Here is a 16,418-nt window from a genome sequence, read left to right on the forward strand (position 1 = left end):
TGCAGTCGCCGTCGCTGGCGTGCAGGCCATTCAAAGGCATGAATAGACATGACCCTCTGACGCATCACAATGGACGAAGGTCTGATGGACTATCTGTGCTTTGGTTCTGCCCCGGCCCCTTCAAGCTGACATCGGGGAATCGCCCCTTCGCTGTTGATCTCGGCCTTGCCGCTGTGGCACCTATCGAAAATTGTCCAACGAAAGCCATTGCCTTGACCAACCAGCGCGAAATTGCCCGGCGGGCGAAAACCTCGCTCAAGACCGTGTCCCGCGTGATCAACCGGGACCCGCTCGTCAATGCCGAGACGCGGGCGCGGATCGAGGCGATTATTGCCGAGATCGGCTATGAGCCGTCGCAGGCAGCGCGCATGATGCGATCCCAGCGCAGCAATGTCATAGGCTTCCTGGCCGATGGTGTGGCGACAACCACCTCGTCCATCGATCTCGTCCGCGGCGCGCAGGACGTGGCCTGGGAACGCGGCAAGCAGATGATGTTGTTCAATATCGAGCGGGGCACACAAAGCGCTGACATGGCCGATAGCCAGCTCGCCGCCTTTCGCGCCGAGGCAATCATCTATGCCGCCATCTTCCATCAGGAGGTGGATATCGCCCCCACGGGCGTGCCGCACGTATTGCTCAACTGTTTCGACCGGCGCGGCCGCCACGCGGCCGTGGTGCCGGACGACTATCAGCTCGCCTTTGACCTCACCCGCATCATCTACGAGCGGGGGTATCGCAGACCAGCCTTCCTCAACCTCGGCACCGATATCGTGGCGAGCCAGTTGCGCGGCAAGGGCTTTGTCGATGCCGCCCGCACGGCGGGGCATGAGGCCGCCGGGCAGATGCATACAGCTGTCGTCTCGCCCGCCGGCGCACCGACCGAGTTTGCGACGCGACGGATCTTGGCCGAGATCATGAGCGCTGGCGAAAAGCCCGACCTGATCCTTTGCGGTCAGGACATCATGGCGATGAATGTCTATTTCGAACTGGGCGAACTGGGCCTGAAGGTCGGTCGAGACATTGCCGTGGCCAGTTTCGACAATCTCGACCCCATTGCGACTCTCCTGCAGCCCGGGCTTTCGACCATGGAATTGCCCTATTATGACATGGGCCGCGCCGCCATGAACCTCGCCATTGATGGCGCAGACGAAAGCCAAGTGCTTCGCCTGAAAGGCAAATTCATCGAGCGCCAGTCGCTCTAGCCTCCATTTTTGCAGGGCAGCCATGCACTATTGACAACGTGAGACAATTTTCACTATTAAATGTCTCACGTTGTCATAAGCGAATGACGCGCCGTTGGAGGAGATTTTTGTGAACCGTGTCCTGTATTCCGGGGTGGCTCTGGCCGCCTGCATGATGTCTTCGCACGCCCTGGCCGGGCAGCTCACCGCCTGGGTCATAGATGGCGACAGTGAAAAGCCCTATTTCACCCAGCTCGAAGAGACCTTTAACGCCAAGTACGGCGCCGAAGGCATCACGCTCGATGTCGTGCCGATCCCGAGCTACAATGAAGCCATCCAGGCTGCGACGCTTTCTGGCGGCCTGCCCGATGTGATCATGCTCGACGGCCCGAACATGGCCTCGGTCGCCTGGGCCGGCACTATCCAGCCCATCGGCGATCTCATTGATCCTGCCATCCTCGAAGACTTGCTGCCCGCCATCAAGGCCCAGGGCACCTACGGCCCTGAAGAGCAGTTCTACTTCGTCAGCCCCTATGATTCCGGCACTATCCTGTGGGGTAACAAGGCGCTGCTGGAAAAGGCCGGCGTGCGCATCCCCACGTCGGTGGAAGACGCCTGGACACGCGAGGAAATGTCCGAGGCGCTCGAAAAGCTCGCGGCTCTGCCAGAAGTCGAATGGCCGCTCGACGTCAAGATGAACTATGGCGCCGGCGAATGGATGACCTATGGCTTCTCGCCCTTCGCCCAGTCCAATGGCGGCGACATCATGGATCGTGAGACCTGGACCGCCGAAGGCACGATCAATTCGCCAGCCAATATCGACACGCTGACGACGCTGCAGAACTGGAACAAGGCTGGCTATATCGTTCCGGCCAGCGCCGGCGACAACAAGTTCTATGGCGAAAAGACCGCTGCCCTGTCCTGGGTCGGCAATTGGATGTGGCCTGCACACCGCGAAGGCCTGGGCGACGACCTCGTCCTCATTCCACCGCCCGCCTTTGGCGAAGCCGGACCGATCTCGGCCAATGGCGGCTGGGGCTGGGCCGTGCCCTCAAGCTCGACCAATCTCGAAGACGTCAAGGTGTTCCTCAACTACGCCATGTCGAGCGAACAGGTCGCCGCCTATGCCGACACCACCGGCTATGTGCCGTCGCGCGCCTCGGCCATTCCGCTCTCGGAAACCTATGGCGAAGGCGGGGCCGGCGAAATCTTTGCCAAGCTCGCCACCTGCTGCGCCGTGGTGCGTCCGGTCCATCCGGCCTATCCGGTGATCACCAATGCCTGGGCCACTGCCGTCGTCAACGTGCTCTCGGGCGATGTCGACGTGAAGGCCGAGCTCGATCGCGCCGCCCAGACGATCGATCAGGATATTGCCGACAACGACGGCTACCCGCCCTTCGGCCAGTAAGACCGGCCGCATTCCGTCCCTCCCAGGGAAGGGGCCGCAAGCCCCCAAACCGCTCCCGCTTCGATCCCCTCTGAGCGGGAGCGGCTCAGATATTTCCGACGCGGTCGGGTTAGCAGGAGGCATCCCATAGATGCGTATCAAAACCAAAGGGCAAGGCCAGGAACTGGCCATGCTGCTGCCCGCGCTGGTCTTTATCACCGCCCTTATCGTCGTGCCCTTCCTGCTCTCGGTCTGGTTTTCCTTCACCGACCAGCGCCTGGTTCCGCGGCCCATTCTAACGAAGTTCATCGGGGCGACCAATTACGAGCGCATGTTCGTCGATCCCCTGTTCTGGCAGGCGATCTGGAACACGGTGTTGTTCGCGCTGATCGTGACGCCGGTTCAGCTCGGCATGTCGCTGGGCGCGGCGCTGATCCTGAATTCGGCCATTCCCTTCCGCAGCTTCTTCCGTTCGGTGGCCATTCTGCCGCTGCTCCTGCCGATGACGGTGATCGTGTCGATCTGGGCCGTGCTGTTCCGCATCCCGTCCGGACCGTTCAACGCCGTCTATCAATGGTTCGCCGGCCAGGGAAATTATGTCGATTTCCTCGGCAATCCCTCGACAGCCATGCTCTCCGTCGTGGCGCTCTCGGCCTGGGCGACCTTTCCCTATCAGATGCTGATCTATCTCGCGGGCCTGCAGGATATTCCGCAGGACCTCTATGAGGCCGCCAAACTCGATGGCGCCAAACCTTGGCAGCGCTTCCGCTACATCACCTGGCCGGGGCTGAGGAACGTCAACATTTTCCTGCTGATCATCACCACCGTGGGCGCGCTGAAACTCTTTACCCAGGTCGATATCCTGACCAAGGGCGGGCCGAACGGGGCGACGACAACCATCATCCACTATCTCTTCAAGCAGGGCTATGCGACCCAGAAGGTCGGCTATGCCTCGGCCGTTGCGGTGTTCTTCTTCCTTGCGGTCACCGCCATTGCGCTCTTGCAGCGCCGGTTCCTCAAGAATGAGGGAGAAGCATGATGCGCTTCACCCGCGATGCCGCCCTGCCCTCGCTCTTCGCCCTCGTGCTTGCGCTGGGCGTGCTGCTGCCGCTCCTGATGATGGTGACGATCAGCCTCAACCCCAATGAGCAGGACATCATGGTGTCCATGGGGTCGATCCGTTCGTTCATTCCCCAGGTCTTTTCCTTCGAGAACTATATCGAGGTCTGGACCGATCCGGTGCACCCCTTCGCGCGCTATCTCGCCAATACCGCGCTCATCACCTTCTCGACGCTGACCCTGTCCATTCTGTTCAACTCAATGGCCGCCTTCGTGCTCGCGCAAGGCACATTGCCGATCCGCAAGCCGGTGATGATCCTGATCCTCGCCACGCTTGCCGTGCCCGGCGAAAGCCTCGTGCTGCCGCAATTGATGATGGCGGGCTGGCTCGGCCAGGTCGACAGCTATCAGGTGCAGATCGTGCCGGGCGTTGCCAATGCCATGTCGATCTTCCTCTTCTACCAGTTCTTCTCGCGCCTGCCGAAAGAGCTGATCGAGGCGGCGCGCATCGACGGCTTTTCGTTCTTCCAGATCTACCGGCATGTCGCCATGCCGCTCTCAAAACCCGTCATCTCGGCCATTGCCGTGCTGCAATTCCTCGAAATCTGGAATGCTTATCTCTGGCCGGTCATGGTCACCCGTGGCCCCGAATATCGGCCGCTCTCGGTCGCCATGTCGGCCTATTTCGGCACCAACCAGGCTGCCTGGGGCAATATCATGGCCTTTGCCGTCTCCATGGCCGTGCCCGTCATCCTCTTCTTCCTCATTCTCCAGCGCCAGTTCATCGCCTCGGTGATGTCCTCGGGCGTCAAGGGCTAGACCATGACTGAAAAGTTTCGTCCCAATCTGCATTTCTCGCCGCGCGCCGGCTGGATGAACGATCCCAATGGCATGATCCGTGTTGACGGCGTCTGGCACCTGTTCTTCCAGCACGACCCCGACAGCACCGTGCACGGCCCGATGCACTGGGGCCACGCCACCAGCACAGATCTCGTCCACTGGCAGGAGCAGCCGATCGCACTTTACCCGAACGATCTCGGCACTTGCTTTTCCGGCAGCGCCGTCGAAACCGAAGAGGGCGCGGTAAAGCTCTTCTACACCGCCCATAGCCGCACCTCGACGGGCGAAGACTACCAGGTGCAGTGCCTCATCCATGCCGACCGCGCCCTCAGCAAGTACGAAAACCATGCGGCCAATCCGGTCGTGCCCAATCCGGGCCTGACGGCCTTTCGCGATCCGAAAGTCATCTGGCACGAAGCCAGCGGCAAATGGATCATGCTGGTGACCGAAGGCCAGTCCATTGGTTTTTACGGCTCGGACGATCTTGAGCGCTGGACCCATCTTTCGAGCTTCGGTGAAACTCATGGCCGGCACAGCCCCGGGCCATGGGAATGCCCTGATATGGTCCCCCTCACCGCACCCAATGGCGAAGCGGTCTGGGTGCTGATCGTCGGCCTTAATCCCGGCGGCTATGCGCCGGGTTCGGGCACGCAGTATTTTGTCGGCCAGTTCGATGGCACGACCTTCACCAATGCCAATCCGCCGGAAACCGAACTCTGGCTCGACTATGGCCGCGACTATTATGCCGCCCAGACCTTCTTCGAGCACGGCGGCACGGCAACGCCCGTTGCCATCGCCTGGGCCAGCAACTGGCTCTATGCCAAGCAGACAAAGACTGCCGCCTTCCGGGGCGTGATGTCGCTGCCGCGCGAATTGCGTCTCCAAGACACTCCCGATGGCCTGCGCCTCGCGGCGCGCCTTCCCCTTTCGGCAGAGGCCGGATTTGCGAATGACGCCCTGCCCGGCACCAGCCGCACCGATCTCATGGCCGATCTGGCCGTGGGCGAAGAGATGGCAATTGTCCTCTTTGGCGAGGAGCAGCCGCATTTCATCGTCGGGCGCAGCAGCAAGGAGCGAGGCTCGATCCGCACCATCAGGCAGCCCATCGCCGGGATGGATCATTTCGGACACGACTATGCCGTCGACCTGCCCTGGCCGACCAATGACGTGCTCGACCTGACGCTCTTTATCGATCGCGGCCTTGTCGAACTCAGCGCCGCCCAAGGCCTCGTGTGGATCACCAACCTTTTCTATCCCGCCAGTCCCGACTCCCCCGTCTCCGTCACCACCCGCAGCGCAGATCAGTTCGAGGAGCTACTCAATGGCTGATGTCGTTTTCACCGCCGTCCACAAGCGCTATGGCGCCGTGGAGATCATTCCCGGCCTCGATCTGACCATTCCCGACGGCTCCTTCACCGTGCTCGTCGGCCCCTCGGGCTGCGGCAAGTCCACCCTGTTGCGGATGATCGCCGGGCTTGAGGAAGTCTCCGAAGGCTCGATCCATATCGGTGGCGACGATGTCACCACGCGCGATCCCTCCCAGCGCGGCATTGCCATGGTGTTCCAGTCCTATGCGCTTTATCCGCATATGAGCGTCGCCGACAATATCGGTTTCGGCCTCAAACTCTCCGGCATGCCCAAGGCCGAAATCGCCGCACGGGTAGCCGATGCCGCCGAAACGCTACAGCTGACGCATCTGCTCGATCGTAAACCCAAGCAATTGTCCGGCGGCCAGCGCCAGCGCGTCGCCATTGGCCGCGCCATCGTGCGCAAGCCAAAAGTCTTTCTCTTCGACGAGCCGCTCTCCAATCTCGACGCGGCACTCCGAGCCCAGATGCGCGTGGAACTCGCCGAGCTCCATAGCCGCATCGGCGCCACCATGGTCTATGTTACCCACGATCAGGTTGAAGCCATGACCATGGCCGACCGCATCGTGGTGCTCAATGGCGGCCGCATCGAACAGGCCGGCGCCCCCATGGAGCTTTACCGCCGGCCCGCGACCCCCTTCGTTGCCGGCTTCATCGGCTCCCCGAAGATGAATTTCGTCACCGGCGAAGAGGCTGCCAAGCTGGGCGGCGATCTCGTCGGCATCCGGCCCGAGCACCTGCGCCTCAGTGATACCGGCCCCTGGACCGCTACCATTCGCCATGTCGAGCATCTCGGGGCGGAAACCCTGATCTATGCCGAAGCCAATGCCATTGGCCCCATCACCATCAAGGCGGAAGGCGAGATCCCCCTGGCCGGCGGCAGCGCGATACGGATCGGCTTTGACCCGTCAGACCTGCACCGCTTCGCCAACGGCCACCGGCTGCAGGATGAAAGCGCCGCCTCATAGGACCGCGCGAACTTCGGCGAGCCGGCTGACGGCATAGTCGTCTTTCCAGCATACGGCGGCCTCCCAGGCGGCCGATGCCTGCGCGGCCATGTCATGGGCGACGCCTTCGAGCGCAGCGGCATTGAAGGGCAGAACCAGGTCGAGATCGGGAACGTCGACATGTGCCTCGTCCCAATCGATCAGGGCAATCCGATCGGCGGTCATACGGATATTGCCCGGATTGGTAGGATTGCCATGCACGACAGCAGTCTGCCGCCCGCTGAGCCGCTGCCATGCCGCTCGGCAGCGCGCAACCGCTTCGGACGGCATGACGGCAAGGTCGATCCGCGTTCCCGTCTCGACCTGCAGCAGATCAGCGGATGATCGCCACCCCGGGCGCTGCGGCCAGCCCCGCGTCAGCTCGTGCAGCCGGCGGAGCACATCAGCCACGCGCCGCCAATCGGCCTCCGTCTGCGGCGGCCCGCCTTCCATATATTCCATCACCACCAGCCCATCGACGAAGAGCCGGCCATCCAAAGTCGGGATCGGCACTGGTACGGTCAGACCGTTGCGGTCGAGAAATTGAAGCAGTTCGGCTTCCCAGGCGAGGTCGGCATCGCTCCTCCGGCCGAGGCGGGCAACCGCACGTCGCCCACCAACCTCTACGCTCCAGATATCGTTGGAACTGCCGCCCGTGAGCGGCTCAATGCGCCGCGCATCCTTGCCCCATTGCGCAAGATCGTCCCAAGCCATTTTGCGTCCTCATCCGACATCGACTCGCCCAGCCTAGCCAAGCCGGAAGAGGCCAACAATGCCGTGGCGCGCCGACGCGGACATTGGTCAGGCCGCCAGACTCTTCTGCAGAAGCACCAAGGTCATGTCCCCGTCATAGGACTGGGCGTCAAAACCAAGCTCCTGTTCGATCTGGATCGCGGACTTGTTGGCGCGGTTCTCGAGACTCATCAATCGCTTGACGCCCTTGGTCGTGGCAAAGCGTTCGACGTGGCGCAGCAATTCCCAGCCGATCCCGCGGTTCTTGTGGTTACCACTGACGGATATGGCGACCTCACCCACTTCAAGGCTTGGATCGCAAGCCAGCATGGCGGTGCCCAATATCGTGGCTCCATCCTCGCCCAGGGCAACGAAGCTTTCGGTCTGGTGGTGATCGACTGCCGTCATTGAAGCCAGTTGCTCATGGCCTACACGGACACTGCTGAGGAACCGAAAGCGCCGGTCTTCATTCGTCACCTCTTCAAAGAACCGTGCGAGCGCGGCCTCGTCTTCCACCCGAGCCGGGCGAACGTGGAGAACCAGCCCGCTATGCGTGACCAATCGAGCACTCCGGTTGTCCATTTCCATGCCTTTCTGCGATTTTTCTGGCCGGAACCTACGACAAGACGCCGGACGCGACCTTGACCTGCATCAAGCACGAAAGAATGCGCCACTTGCACATAAATAGGACTCCTATATATTGACTATATGGCAACGCCCCAATCATCCAGACCCATCGCATTTCGCATCCATGAAGGCCTCGAGCGTATCGCCATGGCGATGCGTTCCGACGATTGGCAGAGTTCGCGCGCGGCAGGAGTAAATCCAGCCCAGTTCGCCATACTCGCCCTGCTCGAAGGCCGCCCCGAAGGAATGGGCGTCAAGGAGATCGCCGCCAGCGTGCTGGTGTCACAACCCTCGGCGACAGATTCCATTGCAGCGCTTGAGCGCAAGGGGCTTGTCGAGAAGCGCCCCGATCCCGCTGATCTGCGCGCCCTGCGCATCCTCTGCACCCCCGCCGGTCTCGACCTGGTGCAGGTCGAACGGGGCAGGCCCGGCACCGCCGAACGCGCCGCTGACGCCCTTGAACCGGACATGCAGGAGCAGATGCTGCTCGCGCTTATCGCCATGATCCGGCAATTGCAGGAAAACGGCGACATTCCCATCCAGCGCATGTGCGTCAGCTGCCGCTATTTCAGCCCCTTCGCCCATGCCGATGCGGCCAAACCGCATCATTGCAATTTCGTGGACGCAGCCTTCGGCCAGAAGGATCTCCGCATCGATTGCCGCGAGCACGAAACCGCCGATCCTTCCCTCCGGGCTGCCACCTGGAGCGCTTTTTCGAAGGATCACTCCCACCCTCCAGGCCAATGAAGAAGGAAACTTTCCATGATCCGGACACTGCTTGTCGCTGCGAGCCTGCTCGCGGCGGCCCCTGCCCTCGCCCATTCCGTCACCGCGACGCCGGACGAAGCCATCACCGCGTCCTTTGACATCATCGAGACCAGCATCGTCACCAAGGGCGAGAATGCCATCTTCTCCACCCGCGTCCGCGGTGAAGCCGGCAAGGACAAGCCCGACGCCACCGGCAAGTTCGAAGGCTCCAGCGTCTTCGCCTATGTCTGGCCGACCAGCCTCGACAGCGGCGATATCGGCTTCGATTCCGGCCAGGGCATCGTGGCGCTCGCCGTCACCTTCCACCCCGACTTCGACGACGCGGCCTATGGTGGCACCAACCGCCACGTCTGGCATCCGCACTGGGTCGTGCTGGGCGAAGACCCCGCCTGTCCCGCCGGCCTAAAGGTCCATGACATTCCCGAGGGCACGACGCCCAAGGTGCCACCGACCTGGCCCAATGTGCCGCTGCTGATCGACAGCCCCGACTATCCGACGAGTTTTACCGGGGACGAAGTGGCCGTCTCCATTCCGCTTGAATTCATCGGCGCCATCGCCGATGCCTCCTTCGACGGTGTGACGGCAGGCCTCAAGGTCAATGCCAACCTGCACGCCCCGCTGCTCTGCGTCGACAATGTCTTCAAGGTAGCATCGGGCGATCTCAGCCTGCCCGGCAAGGTGACGCCGGCGGAGTAATCCGGCCAAAATAAAGCCGGCCCGTCGACTGCCATCGACGGACCGGCAGTTCCCACCCTCCAGGCATTGAAGAGAAGAAACATGAGCAGAAGTACCCTCTTCGCCCCCGCCAAGGCAACACGCCCCGCCTGATCCCGCTTCCAAGGAGTTCCATATGAAGATCGCCACCGTTCTCCGCCATGTGCAGTTCGAGGATCTGGGCAGCCTGCAATCGGTGCTCGAAGGCGCTGGCTATACCGTGGCCTATCGCAATGTCGGAGACGACGATTTCCTGTCCTTCGATCCGCTGGCGCCTGATCTGCTTGTCGTTCTTGGCGGTCCCATCGGGGTCTATGAGGAGGTGGTCTATCCCTTCCTTGGGTCCGAAAAGGCGCTGATTGCGCAGCGCCTGGCGGGCAACAAACCAACCCTTGGCATTTGCCTCGGCGCCCAGCTCATCGCTGCGGCCTTGGGAGCTAGGGTCTTCCCATCGGGCGTGAAGGAAATCGGCTTTGCGCCGCTATCCCTGACTACCGCCGGCCTGGCCGGTCCATTGCGCCATCTGGACGGCGTGTCCGTGCTGCATTGGCATGGCGACACCTATGAGCTGCCCGCCGGCGCGGAGCATCTTGCGTCATCGGCCCTCGTCCAGCAGCAGGCTTTTGCCCTGGGCAAGACCATATTGGGCCTGCAATTTCACGCCGAAGTCGATGCCCTCAGCGGCTTTGAGCGCTGGCTTGTCGGCCACGCGCATGAACTCGCCTCCGCCGGCATCGACATCCCCGCCCTGCGCCGCGACGCGGAGCGCCACGGAGGCGCATTGGTAGAGGCATCGACGCGGCTCTTCCGCGAGTGGCTGGCCGCATTGGAGAGCCCATGACCTATCCGCTTCGCGCCCTGCTCACCGGGCAGGTGAAACCGCTCGGCCGCCGCGGCGCGCCAAGCGGCATTGCCAAGTCGCCGGTTGCCGGTCCCATCATGCTTGGACTCACGGGATTTGAAGGCGACGCGCAGGGCGACACCAAGCATCATGGCGGCCCCGAAAAGGCGGTGCACCACTATCCCTTCGACCACTACGCAACCTGGACCGCCGAGATCGGCACCCATGCCCGGCTCGCTGAACCCGGCGCCTTCGGCGAAAACCTCTCGACGCTTGGCCTCACCGAGGATGTCGTCGCCATCGGAGACGTCTTCTCCCTCGGCGGCGCCGTTCTGGAAGTCAGCCAGGGCAGGCAGCCGTGCTGGAAACTCAACGAGCGGTTCAACATTCCCGACATGGCCCGCCGGGTCCAGACCAGCGGCCGGACCGGCTGGTACTATCGCGTGCTGCAGCCCGGCGCTATCGGGCCCACCGACCGGCTCGAACGCATTGGCCGCGCCGACCCCTCATGGACCCTGCGCCGCATCTGGCATTGCTTCTATGTCGACCGACTGAACCCCATCGAACTGGAGGCACTGGCGCGATTGCCAAAACTCGCCGAAGGATGGCGCCGCCATGCCGAGCGACGGCTGGAGACGCAATCCGTAGAGGACTGGACCAGACGGCTCGACGGACAGCCAACCTCCTAAACGGTTACCGCGTCGCCATCCTTCGCCGCCGAAAGCTTGATTGCGTCCCAAAGCCTGGCAAACCGCAATCCGTTGGCGACAGTGGATGGATTGGTCAGCCGGCCATCTCTCACCGCCATGAACGTCTGGATCGGGGTATCGCGTGTTTCGCCCTCTTCGCGCAGCCCCTCAATCTCCCGCCACTTACCCCAGGCATCGATCCGCACGATGGCTTTCGAATAGAAGAACGTGATGGCCGAAGCGCAGCCTGGCGGGCCTTCGCCGGCCGCGTTGAAGGTCACCACCGCGCCATTGCTGAGCCGCGCCGCCACCGCCGTCGCCAGGTCCACCCGCAGGCCGCGATTGTTGGCATAGGCCGAGACCCGCTCGAATTCGGCATCGGCAAGCACGCAGACCGTGTTCATCATGTGCGCGCCGGTATCGAACATGAAGCCGCCGCCGGAAATTGCCGGGTCCTGCTTCCACTGCCCCGCATAGCTGTCCGACCAGCCCTCCCAGATCGACGCATTGACGCTGACCAGTTCGCCGAACTCGCCACGCCGCGCCCGGTCGCGCGTATCGTGCACCAGCGGCGAAAGCCCGCCCTGGAAGGCAATCACAATCGTGCGGCCCGTGCGCTTCTCGGCCTCGACCAGCGCCAGTGCCTCGTCCTGCGTCGTCACCATCGGCTTTTCGAGCAGCAGGTCATATCCCGCTTCGACCACCGAAAGCGCATTGGCGCCGTGGAAGACATGCGGCGTCGACACATATACCGCGTCCATCTGCCCCTGCATGGCCGCCAGCATGTCGTCGGCGCTCGAAAATTCCTGCGGACGCGCAGCACCCGCCGCCTCGCAAACCCCGCAAAACCGGGCGAGCGAGGCCGGGCTAACCTCGGCAGCTGCGACGATCTCGACGTCGCTCATCTTCGCCCAACCCTGCGCGTAATCGGCAGCCTTCAAACCGGCGCCGATGACGCCTAGACGCAAAACCATAGTATGTGAGCTCCTCAACTCAGGTCGGTACCAGCGCTTCCACCGTCGTCACCGGACGTAGATTCAATTCCTCCGAGCGGAGGCACGCGTCAAGGTGCCCTGCCCCGCGCAGCTCCGGCACCGTCACCCGACAGGCGTCGGCGACATAGCGACACCGATCGGCAAAGGCACAGCCTTTCAGTGGCGCGCTCGCGTCGGGCACATGCCCCGTCAGGCGAATGCGCAGTCCCGTCTTGCGCGCCCCGCGCCCCGGAATGGCCGCCAGCAGCGCCTCGGTATAGGGGTGTCGCGGATTGCGGAAGATCTGGTCCGTCTCGCCCAGTTCGACGATACGCCCGGCATACATCACCGCCACCCGGTCGCTGGTATTGGCGATGACGCCGAGGTCGTGGCTGACAAAGACATAGGTCAGCCCCATCTCCGCCTGCAGCTCTTTCATCATGTTGATGATCTGCGTCTGCACCGAAACGTCGAGCGCCGACACCGCCTCGTCGGCGATCACCAGCTTCGGGTCCGAAGCCAGCGCCCGCGCAATGGCAATGCGCTGCCTTTGCCCGCCCGAAAAGGCATGCGGATAGCGCTCGGCATAGTCCGGGCTCAGCCCCACCCGCGAGAGCAGGTTTTGGACCTTGTCCTCGATCTCGGCCGCCGAATGATTGCCATTGACCTGCAGCACTTCCCCGATGATGTCGCGCACCCGCATGCGCGGATTGAGCGAACCCGTCGGGTCCTGAAACACCATGCGGATATCCGTCCGCAGCCGCTTCGCCTCGGCACCCCGCGCCGCGCGCACGTCGATATCGGCAAATTGCACCGCGCCGCTATCGGCCCGATGCAGCCCGACCAGCGTCTGCCCCAGGGTTGACTTGCCGCAACCGCTCTCGCCCACGAGCCCCAGCGTTTCCCCCGCAAACACATCGAGCGAGATGTCATTGACCGCCCGCACCGCCCCGACCTGCCGCTGGAAAAAGCCCGCGCGAATGGCAAAGTGCTTGTGGAGGTTCCTGATGCTCAGCAGCGGCTTCCCAACCGTCTTCTTCGCCACGACTTTGGTCGTGACGACCTCAGCCGCCTTGCTCGCCCGCGAGAATTTGTGCACCTGTGGCCCATAGGCGTGGCAGGCGACCATATGGCTCTGCCCGAGATCGGTCTCGAGCACGGCCACATGCCCGCACATATCCTTGCGCGCCCACTCGCAGCGCGGATGGAACGAGCACCCCGCCGGCCGCAAAGCCGGCGGCGGCACCATGCCTGGAATAGCCTTCAGCGGCGCCTTGAAATCCCCATCGAGCCGCGGCATCGAGGCGAGCAGCCCCTTGGTATAGGGGTGTTTCGGGTTCTCCAGCAGTTCCTTGACCGGCGCCCGCTCGACGATGCGCCCGAGATACATCACCGCCACTTCGTCGGCGATTTCGGCGACCACTCCGAGGTCATGGGTGATGAACAGCACCCCCATGCCAGTCTCGCGCTGCAACTCGCCCAAGAGGTCCAGAATATTGGCCTGCGTCGTCACATCCAGAGCCGTCGTCGGCTCGTCGGCTATAAGAAGCCGCGGCTTGTTGATCAGCGCCATGGCGATCATCGCCCGCTGCCGCTGTCCGCCCGAAAGCTGGAATGTGTAGCTATCGTAGCGCCGCGCCGGGTCGGGCATGCCGACCTCTTCGAGCATCTTGATGCCCTCGACCCGCGCTTCCTTCTCGCTGATCTTGCGATGCAGCATCAGCGCTTCGCTGATCTGGTTGCCGATGGTGTAGAGCGGCGACAGGAAACTCATAGGCTCCTGGTGGATCATGGCGATATCGCCGCCCCGCACCTGCCGCATCACCGGACTGGTCGGCTTTTCCTTGGCAATATCGAGCACTGACCCATCGGGCCGCCTGAGATTGATCGAGCCGCCCGAGACGCGCCCGGGATGATCGATCACCTGCAAAATGGCCTTCGCCGTCACCGACTTGCCGCAGCCGCTTTCGCCGACGAGGCACAGCGTCTTGCCCGCCGGAATATCGAGGTCGAGCCCCGGCACCACGTCGATTGCCTGGGCAAAGGTGATGCGCAGATCGCGGATTTCTACGAGATTTTCCATTGTTTCAATCCGCATAGGGGTCGGCGGCATCGCGCAGGCCATCACCGAGGAAATTGAGCGCCAAGACGGCAATCACCACCGCCGCGCCGGGCAGCAGCAGCCAGGGCGCCGAGGCAATGGTGCGCACATTCTGCGCTTCCTGCAGCAGCACGCCCCAGGAGACGATCGGCGTCCGCAGTCCAATGCCGAGATAGCTCAGCGCCGTTTCCGCAAGGATCATGCCCGGAATGGCCAGCGACACCGTCGCGATGATGTGGCTCAGAAAACTGGGCAGCATATGCCGGAAAATGATGCGCACCGGCCCGCAACCATCAAGCCGCGCGGCCTTCACAAAATCCTCGTTGCGCATGGCCAGAAACCGCCCGCGCACCACGCGCGCCAGGCTCGTCCAACCCAGCACCGAAAGAATGATGGTGATGAGAAAATAGACCTGGAGAGGTGGCACGCTGGCGGGAATGGCCGCCGCCAACCCGATCCAGAGCGGAATGGCCGGCACCGACTGAATGAACTCGATGAAGCGCTGGATGACATTGTCCGTCACTCCGCCAAACAGCCCTGAAATCCCGCCGATCAGAATGCCGAAAACAAGGCTCAGCGCCACGCCGATGAGACCGATGGTCATCGAAATCCGCGTGCCATAGATGGTGCGGCTCAGGATATCCCGCCCCAACCGATCGGCGCCAAAGAGGAAAAACGGCTGCCCCTCGATCACCGGCCCGAAGAGGTGCCGATTGGTGGGAATGAAGCCGAGGAGATTGTAGCTCTCGCCCTCGACGAAGAGCCCCAGAAAGATCGGCTGCGTCTCGTCCTCGACAAAGGTGCGGCGGCCCGAATTGTAGTCGATCTCGGACTTGTAGGCGTTCACATGCGGCCCGAAGGTCCACCCGGTCCCATCATCGCGCCCCATATGCAGCGGCTGCGGCGGCGCATAGCTGTAAGCCGGGTTGTAGGCCTCCAGCGTCACAGGCGCCAGGAACTCGGGAATGGCCGCCACGAGATAGGCGAGAATGACAACAATGCCGCCCGCGACGCCCAGCTTGTGCCGCCGGAATTTCTGCCAGACCAGCGCCCAATGCCCATCAAAGCCGCGCCCACGCTGATGGGTTTTCGCGATGGGAGCGACAAGGCCCGTGGATTCATCGAATGCGCTCATGGCCGCCCCCTAACCCTGCTGGTACCGAATGCGCGGATCGAGCCAGGCGAGCAGCAGGTCGCTGAGCAGCGTCCCGATCACCACCAGCACCGAGAGCATCAGGATAAAACTCGACGCCATGTACATGTCCTGCGTCCTGAGCGCGTCGAGCAGCAGCGGCCCCGTCGTCTGCAGCCCCATGACGATGGCGACGATGGTGCCGCCCGAAACGATGTCGACGAAAATGTCGTTCTGTCCCGAGACGAACGGATTGAGCGCATGCCGCACCGGATATTTCATCAGCAGTGCAAACTCGCCCTTCCCCTTGGCCCGCGCCGCGGTGACATAGGGCTTGTGAAGTTCATCGAGGAGATTGGCGCGGATCACGCGAATGACGCTCGCCGTGCCGGCAGTGCCCAGCACCATCATCGGTAGCCAGAGATGCGCCAGCAGATCGAGAACCCGCTCCCAACTCCACGGCGCCTCGACATATTCAGGCGAAAACAGCCCGCCGACATTCACGCCGAACCAGGCAAAGGCGATATACATGGCCGCCAGTGCCAGCAGGAAATTGGGAATGGCGAGGCCCAGAAAACCCAGAAAGGTCGCGAGATAATCGCCCGCCGAATAGCGGCGCACGGCCGAATAGATGCCGATGGGAATAGCGACGACCCAGATGAACAGAAGGCTCGCCACCGACAACACGATGGTCAGCCCCAGCCGCGGCCAGATGACGTCCTTCACCGGCAGGTTGAACGAGAACGAATAGCCGAAGTCGCCGCGCAGCACGACGCCGGTGATCCAGTTCCAGTATTGGACCATCAGCGGCAGATCGAGCCCATAGGCTTTTCGCATCGCCTCCTGCTCAGCCAGCGGCATGATATCGCCCTGCGCAGCCGCCAGTTCGGCCGTGCGGGTCACGAAATCGCCGGGCGGAATGGCAATGACGAGGAAAGAAATCAGCGACACCGCGATGAGCGCCGGGATCGCATAAATGATCCGGCGCACCATGAATGAACCCATCGCGGTCTCCTTTCA

General features: G+C 62.7%; 16 protein-coding genes. 10 read left to right on the top strand and 6 right to left on the bottom strand.

What is annotated here, in order from left to right; all coding sequences use genetic code 11:
• Positions 1–212: 212 nt before the first annotated feature.
• From ACSQ2A_RS14385 to ACSQ2A_RS14410, 6 genes are all read left to right on the top strand, one after another.
• A complete protein-coding gene (locus tag ACSQ2A_RS14385; protein WP_295415039.1) occupies positions 213–1,202 on the top strand; it encodes a LacI family DNA-binding transcriptional regulator in 990 nt (329 codons plus the stop codon).
• 109 nt (positions 1,203–1,311) lie between these two features.
• Entirely contained in the window at positions 1,312–2,589 is a 1,278-nt protein-coding gene (locus tag ACSQ2A_RS14390) for an extracellular solute-binding protein (protein ID WP_436072787.1), read from the top strand.
• A 130-nt stretch (positions 2,590–2,719) separates the two neighbouring features.
• Positions 2,720–3,607: a carbohydrate ABC transporter permease gene (locus ACSQ2A_RS14395; protein WP_436072788.1), complete on the top strand. Its 888-nt coding sequence runs from the start codon at positions 2,720–2,722 to the stop codon at positions 3,605–3,607.
• A complete protein-coding gene (locus ACSQ2A_RS14400) occupies positions 3,604–4,446 on the top strand; it encodes a carbohydrate ABC transporter permease (RefSeq protein WP_436072789.1) in 843 nt (280 codons plus the stop codon). Before ACSQ2A_RS14395 ends, ACSQ2A_RS14400 begins: the two co-directional genes overlap by 4 nt.
• A gap of 3 nt (positions 4,447–4,449) precedes the next feature.
• The gene (locus ACSQ2A_RS14405; protein ID WP_436072790.1) at positions 4,450–5,796 is read left to right on the top strand and encodes a glycoside hydrolase family 32 protein; all 1,347 of its coding nucleotides are present in this window, start codon (positions 4,450–4,452) and stop codon (positions 5,794–5,796) included.
• Positions 5,789–6,802, top strand: a complete 1,014-nt coding sequence (locus ACSQ2A_RS14410; RefSeq protein ID WP_436072791.1) for an ABC transporter ATP-binding protein — start codon at positions 5,789–5,791, stop codon at positions 6,800–6,802. The genes ACSQ2A_RS14405 and ACSQ2A_RS14410 overlap by 8 nt, the downstream gene beginning before the upstream one ends.
• Here the strand turns inward: ACSQ2A_RS14410 and ACSQ2A_RS14415 are convergent.
• Together ACSQ2A_RS14415 and ACSQ2A_RS14420 are read right to left on the bottom strand one after the other, a co-directional pair.
• The gene (locus ACSQ2A_RS14415; protein ID WP_436072792.1) at positions 6,797–7,534 is read right to left on the bottom strand and encodes a phosphotransferase enzyme family protein; all 738 of its coding nucleotides are present in this window, start codon (positions 7,532–7,534) and stop codon (positions 6,797–6,799) included. The genes ACSQ2A_RS14410 and ACSQ2A_RS14415 overlap by 6 nt on opposite strands.
• 87 nt (positions 7,535–7,621) lie before the next feature.
• On the bottom strand, positions 7,622–8,113 hold the full coding sequence (locus tag ACSQ2A_RS14420) for an N-acetyltransferase family protein (RefSeq protein WP_436072793.1): 492 nt from the start codon (positions 8,111–8,113) through the stop codon (positions 7,622–7,624).
• A gap of 213 nt (positions 8,114–8,326) precedes the next feature.
• Here ACSQ2A_RS14420 and ACSQ2A_RS14425 point away from each other — a divergent pair, with 213 nt between their 5' ends.
• The 4 genes from ACSQ2A_RS14425 to ACSQ2A_RS14440 all read left to right on the top strand — a co-directional run bounded on the left by ACSQ2A_RS14425 (position 8,327) and on the right by ACSQ2A_RS14440 (position 11,191).
• The gene (locus ACSQ2A_RS14425; RefSeq protein ID WP_436072794.1) at positions 8,327–8,926 is read left to right on the top strand and encodes a MarR family winged helix-turn-helix transcriptional regulator; all 600 of its coding nucleotides are present in this window, start codon (positions 8,327–8,329) and stop codon (positions 8,924–8,926) included.
• Positions 8,927–8,941: 15 nt separating this feature from the next.
• On the top strand, positions 8,942–9,643 hold the full coding sequence (locus ACSQ2A_RS14430; protein WP_436072795.1) for a hypothetical protein: 702 nt from the start codon (positions 8,942–8,944) through the stop codon (positions 9,641–9,643).
• 154 nt (positions 9,644–9,797) lie between these two features.
• Positions 9,798–10,502 carry a glutamine amidotransferase gene (locus ACSQ2A_RS14435; RefSeq protein ID WP_436072796.1) on the top strand — a complete coding sequence of 235 codons (705 nt, stop codon included), beginning with the start codon at positions 9,798–9,800 and terminating at the stop codon, positions 10,500–10,502.
• Positions 10,499–11,191, top strand: coding sequence for an MOSC domain-containing protein (locus ACSQ2A_RS14440; RefSeq protein WP_436072797.1), 693 nt, complete (start codon positions 10,499–10,501; stop codon positions 11,189–11,191). The genes ACSQ2A_RS14435 and ACSQ2A_RS14440 overlap by 4 nt, the downstream gene beginning before the upstream one ends.
• On the opposite strand, the gene ACSQ2A_RS14445 is transcribed toward ACSQ2A_RS14440, so the two are convergent.
• Genes ACSQ2A_RS14445 through ACSQ2A_RS14460 form a run of 4 tightly spaced genes read right to left on the bottom strand, consistent with a single transcriptional unit; the run spans position 11,188 to position 16,403 of the window.
• Positions 11,188–12,165 carry a Gfo/Idh/MocA family protein gene (locus tag ACSQ2A_RS14445; protein ID WP_436072798.1) on the bottom strand — a complete coding sequence of 326 codons (978 nt, stop codon included), beginning with the start codon at positions 12,163–12,165 and terminating at the stop codon, positions 11,188–11,190. The two genes, ACSQ2A_RS14440 and ACSQ2A_RS14445, sit on opposite strands and share 4 nt — an antisense overlap.
• A 19-nt stretch (positions 12,166–12,184) precedes the next feature.
• Complete coding sequence (locus ACSQ2A_RS14450; protein ID WP_436072799.1) at positions 12,185–14,248, bottom strand: ABC transporter ATP-binding protein; 2,064 nt, start codon at positions 14,246–14,248, stop codon at positions 12,185–12,187.
• A 4-nt stretch (positions 14,249–14,252) separates the two neighbouring features.
• Entirely contained in the window at positions 14,253–15,401 is a 1,149-nt protein-coding gene (locus tag ACSQ2A_RS14455) for an ABC transporter permease (RefSeq protein ID WP_436072800.1), read from the bottom strand.
• A gap of 9 nt (positions 15,402–15,410) precedes the next feature.
• Positions 15,411–16,403: an ABC transporter permease gene (locus ACSQ2A_RS14460; RefSeq protein ID WP_436072801.1), complete on the bottom strand. Its 993-nt coding sequence runs from the start codon at positions 16,401–16,403 to the stop codon at positions 15,411–15,413.
• Positions 16,404–16,418: the final 15 nt, after the last annotated feature.

This window comes from Devosia sp. LjRoot3, from assembly GCF_964252865.1.
Classification (GTDB): Bacteria; Pseudomonadota; Alphaproteobacteria; order Rhizobiales; family Devosiaceae; genus Devosia.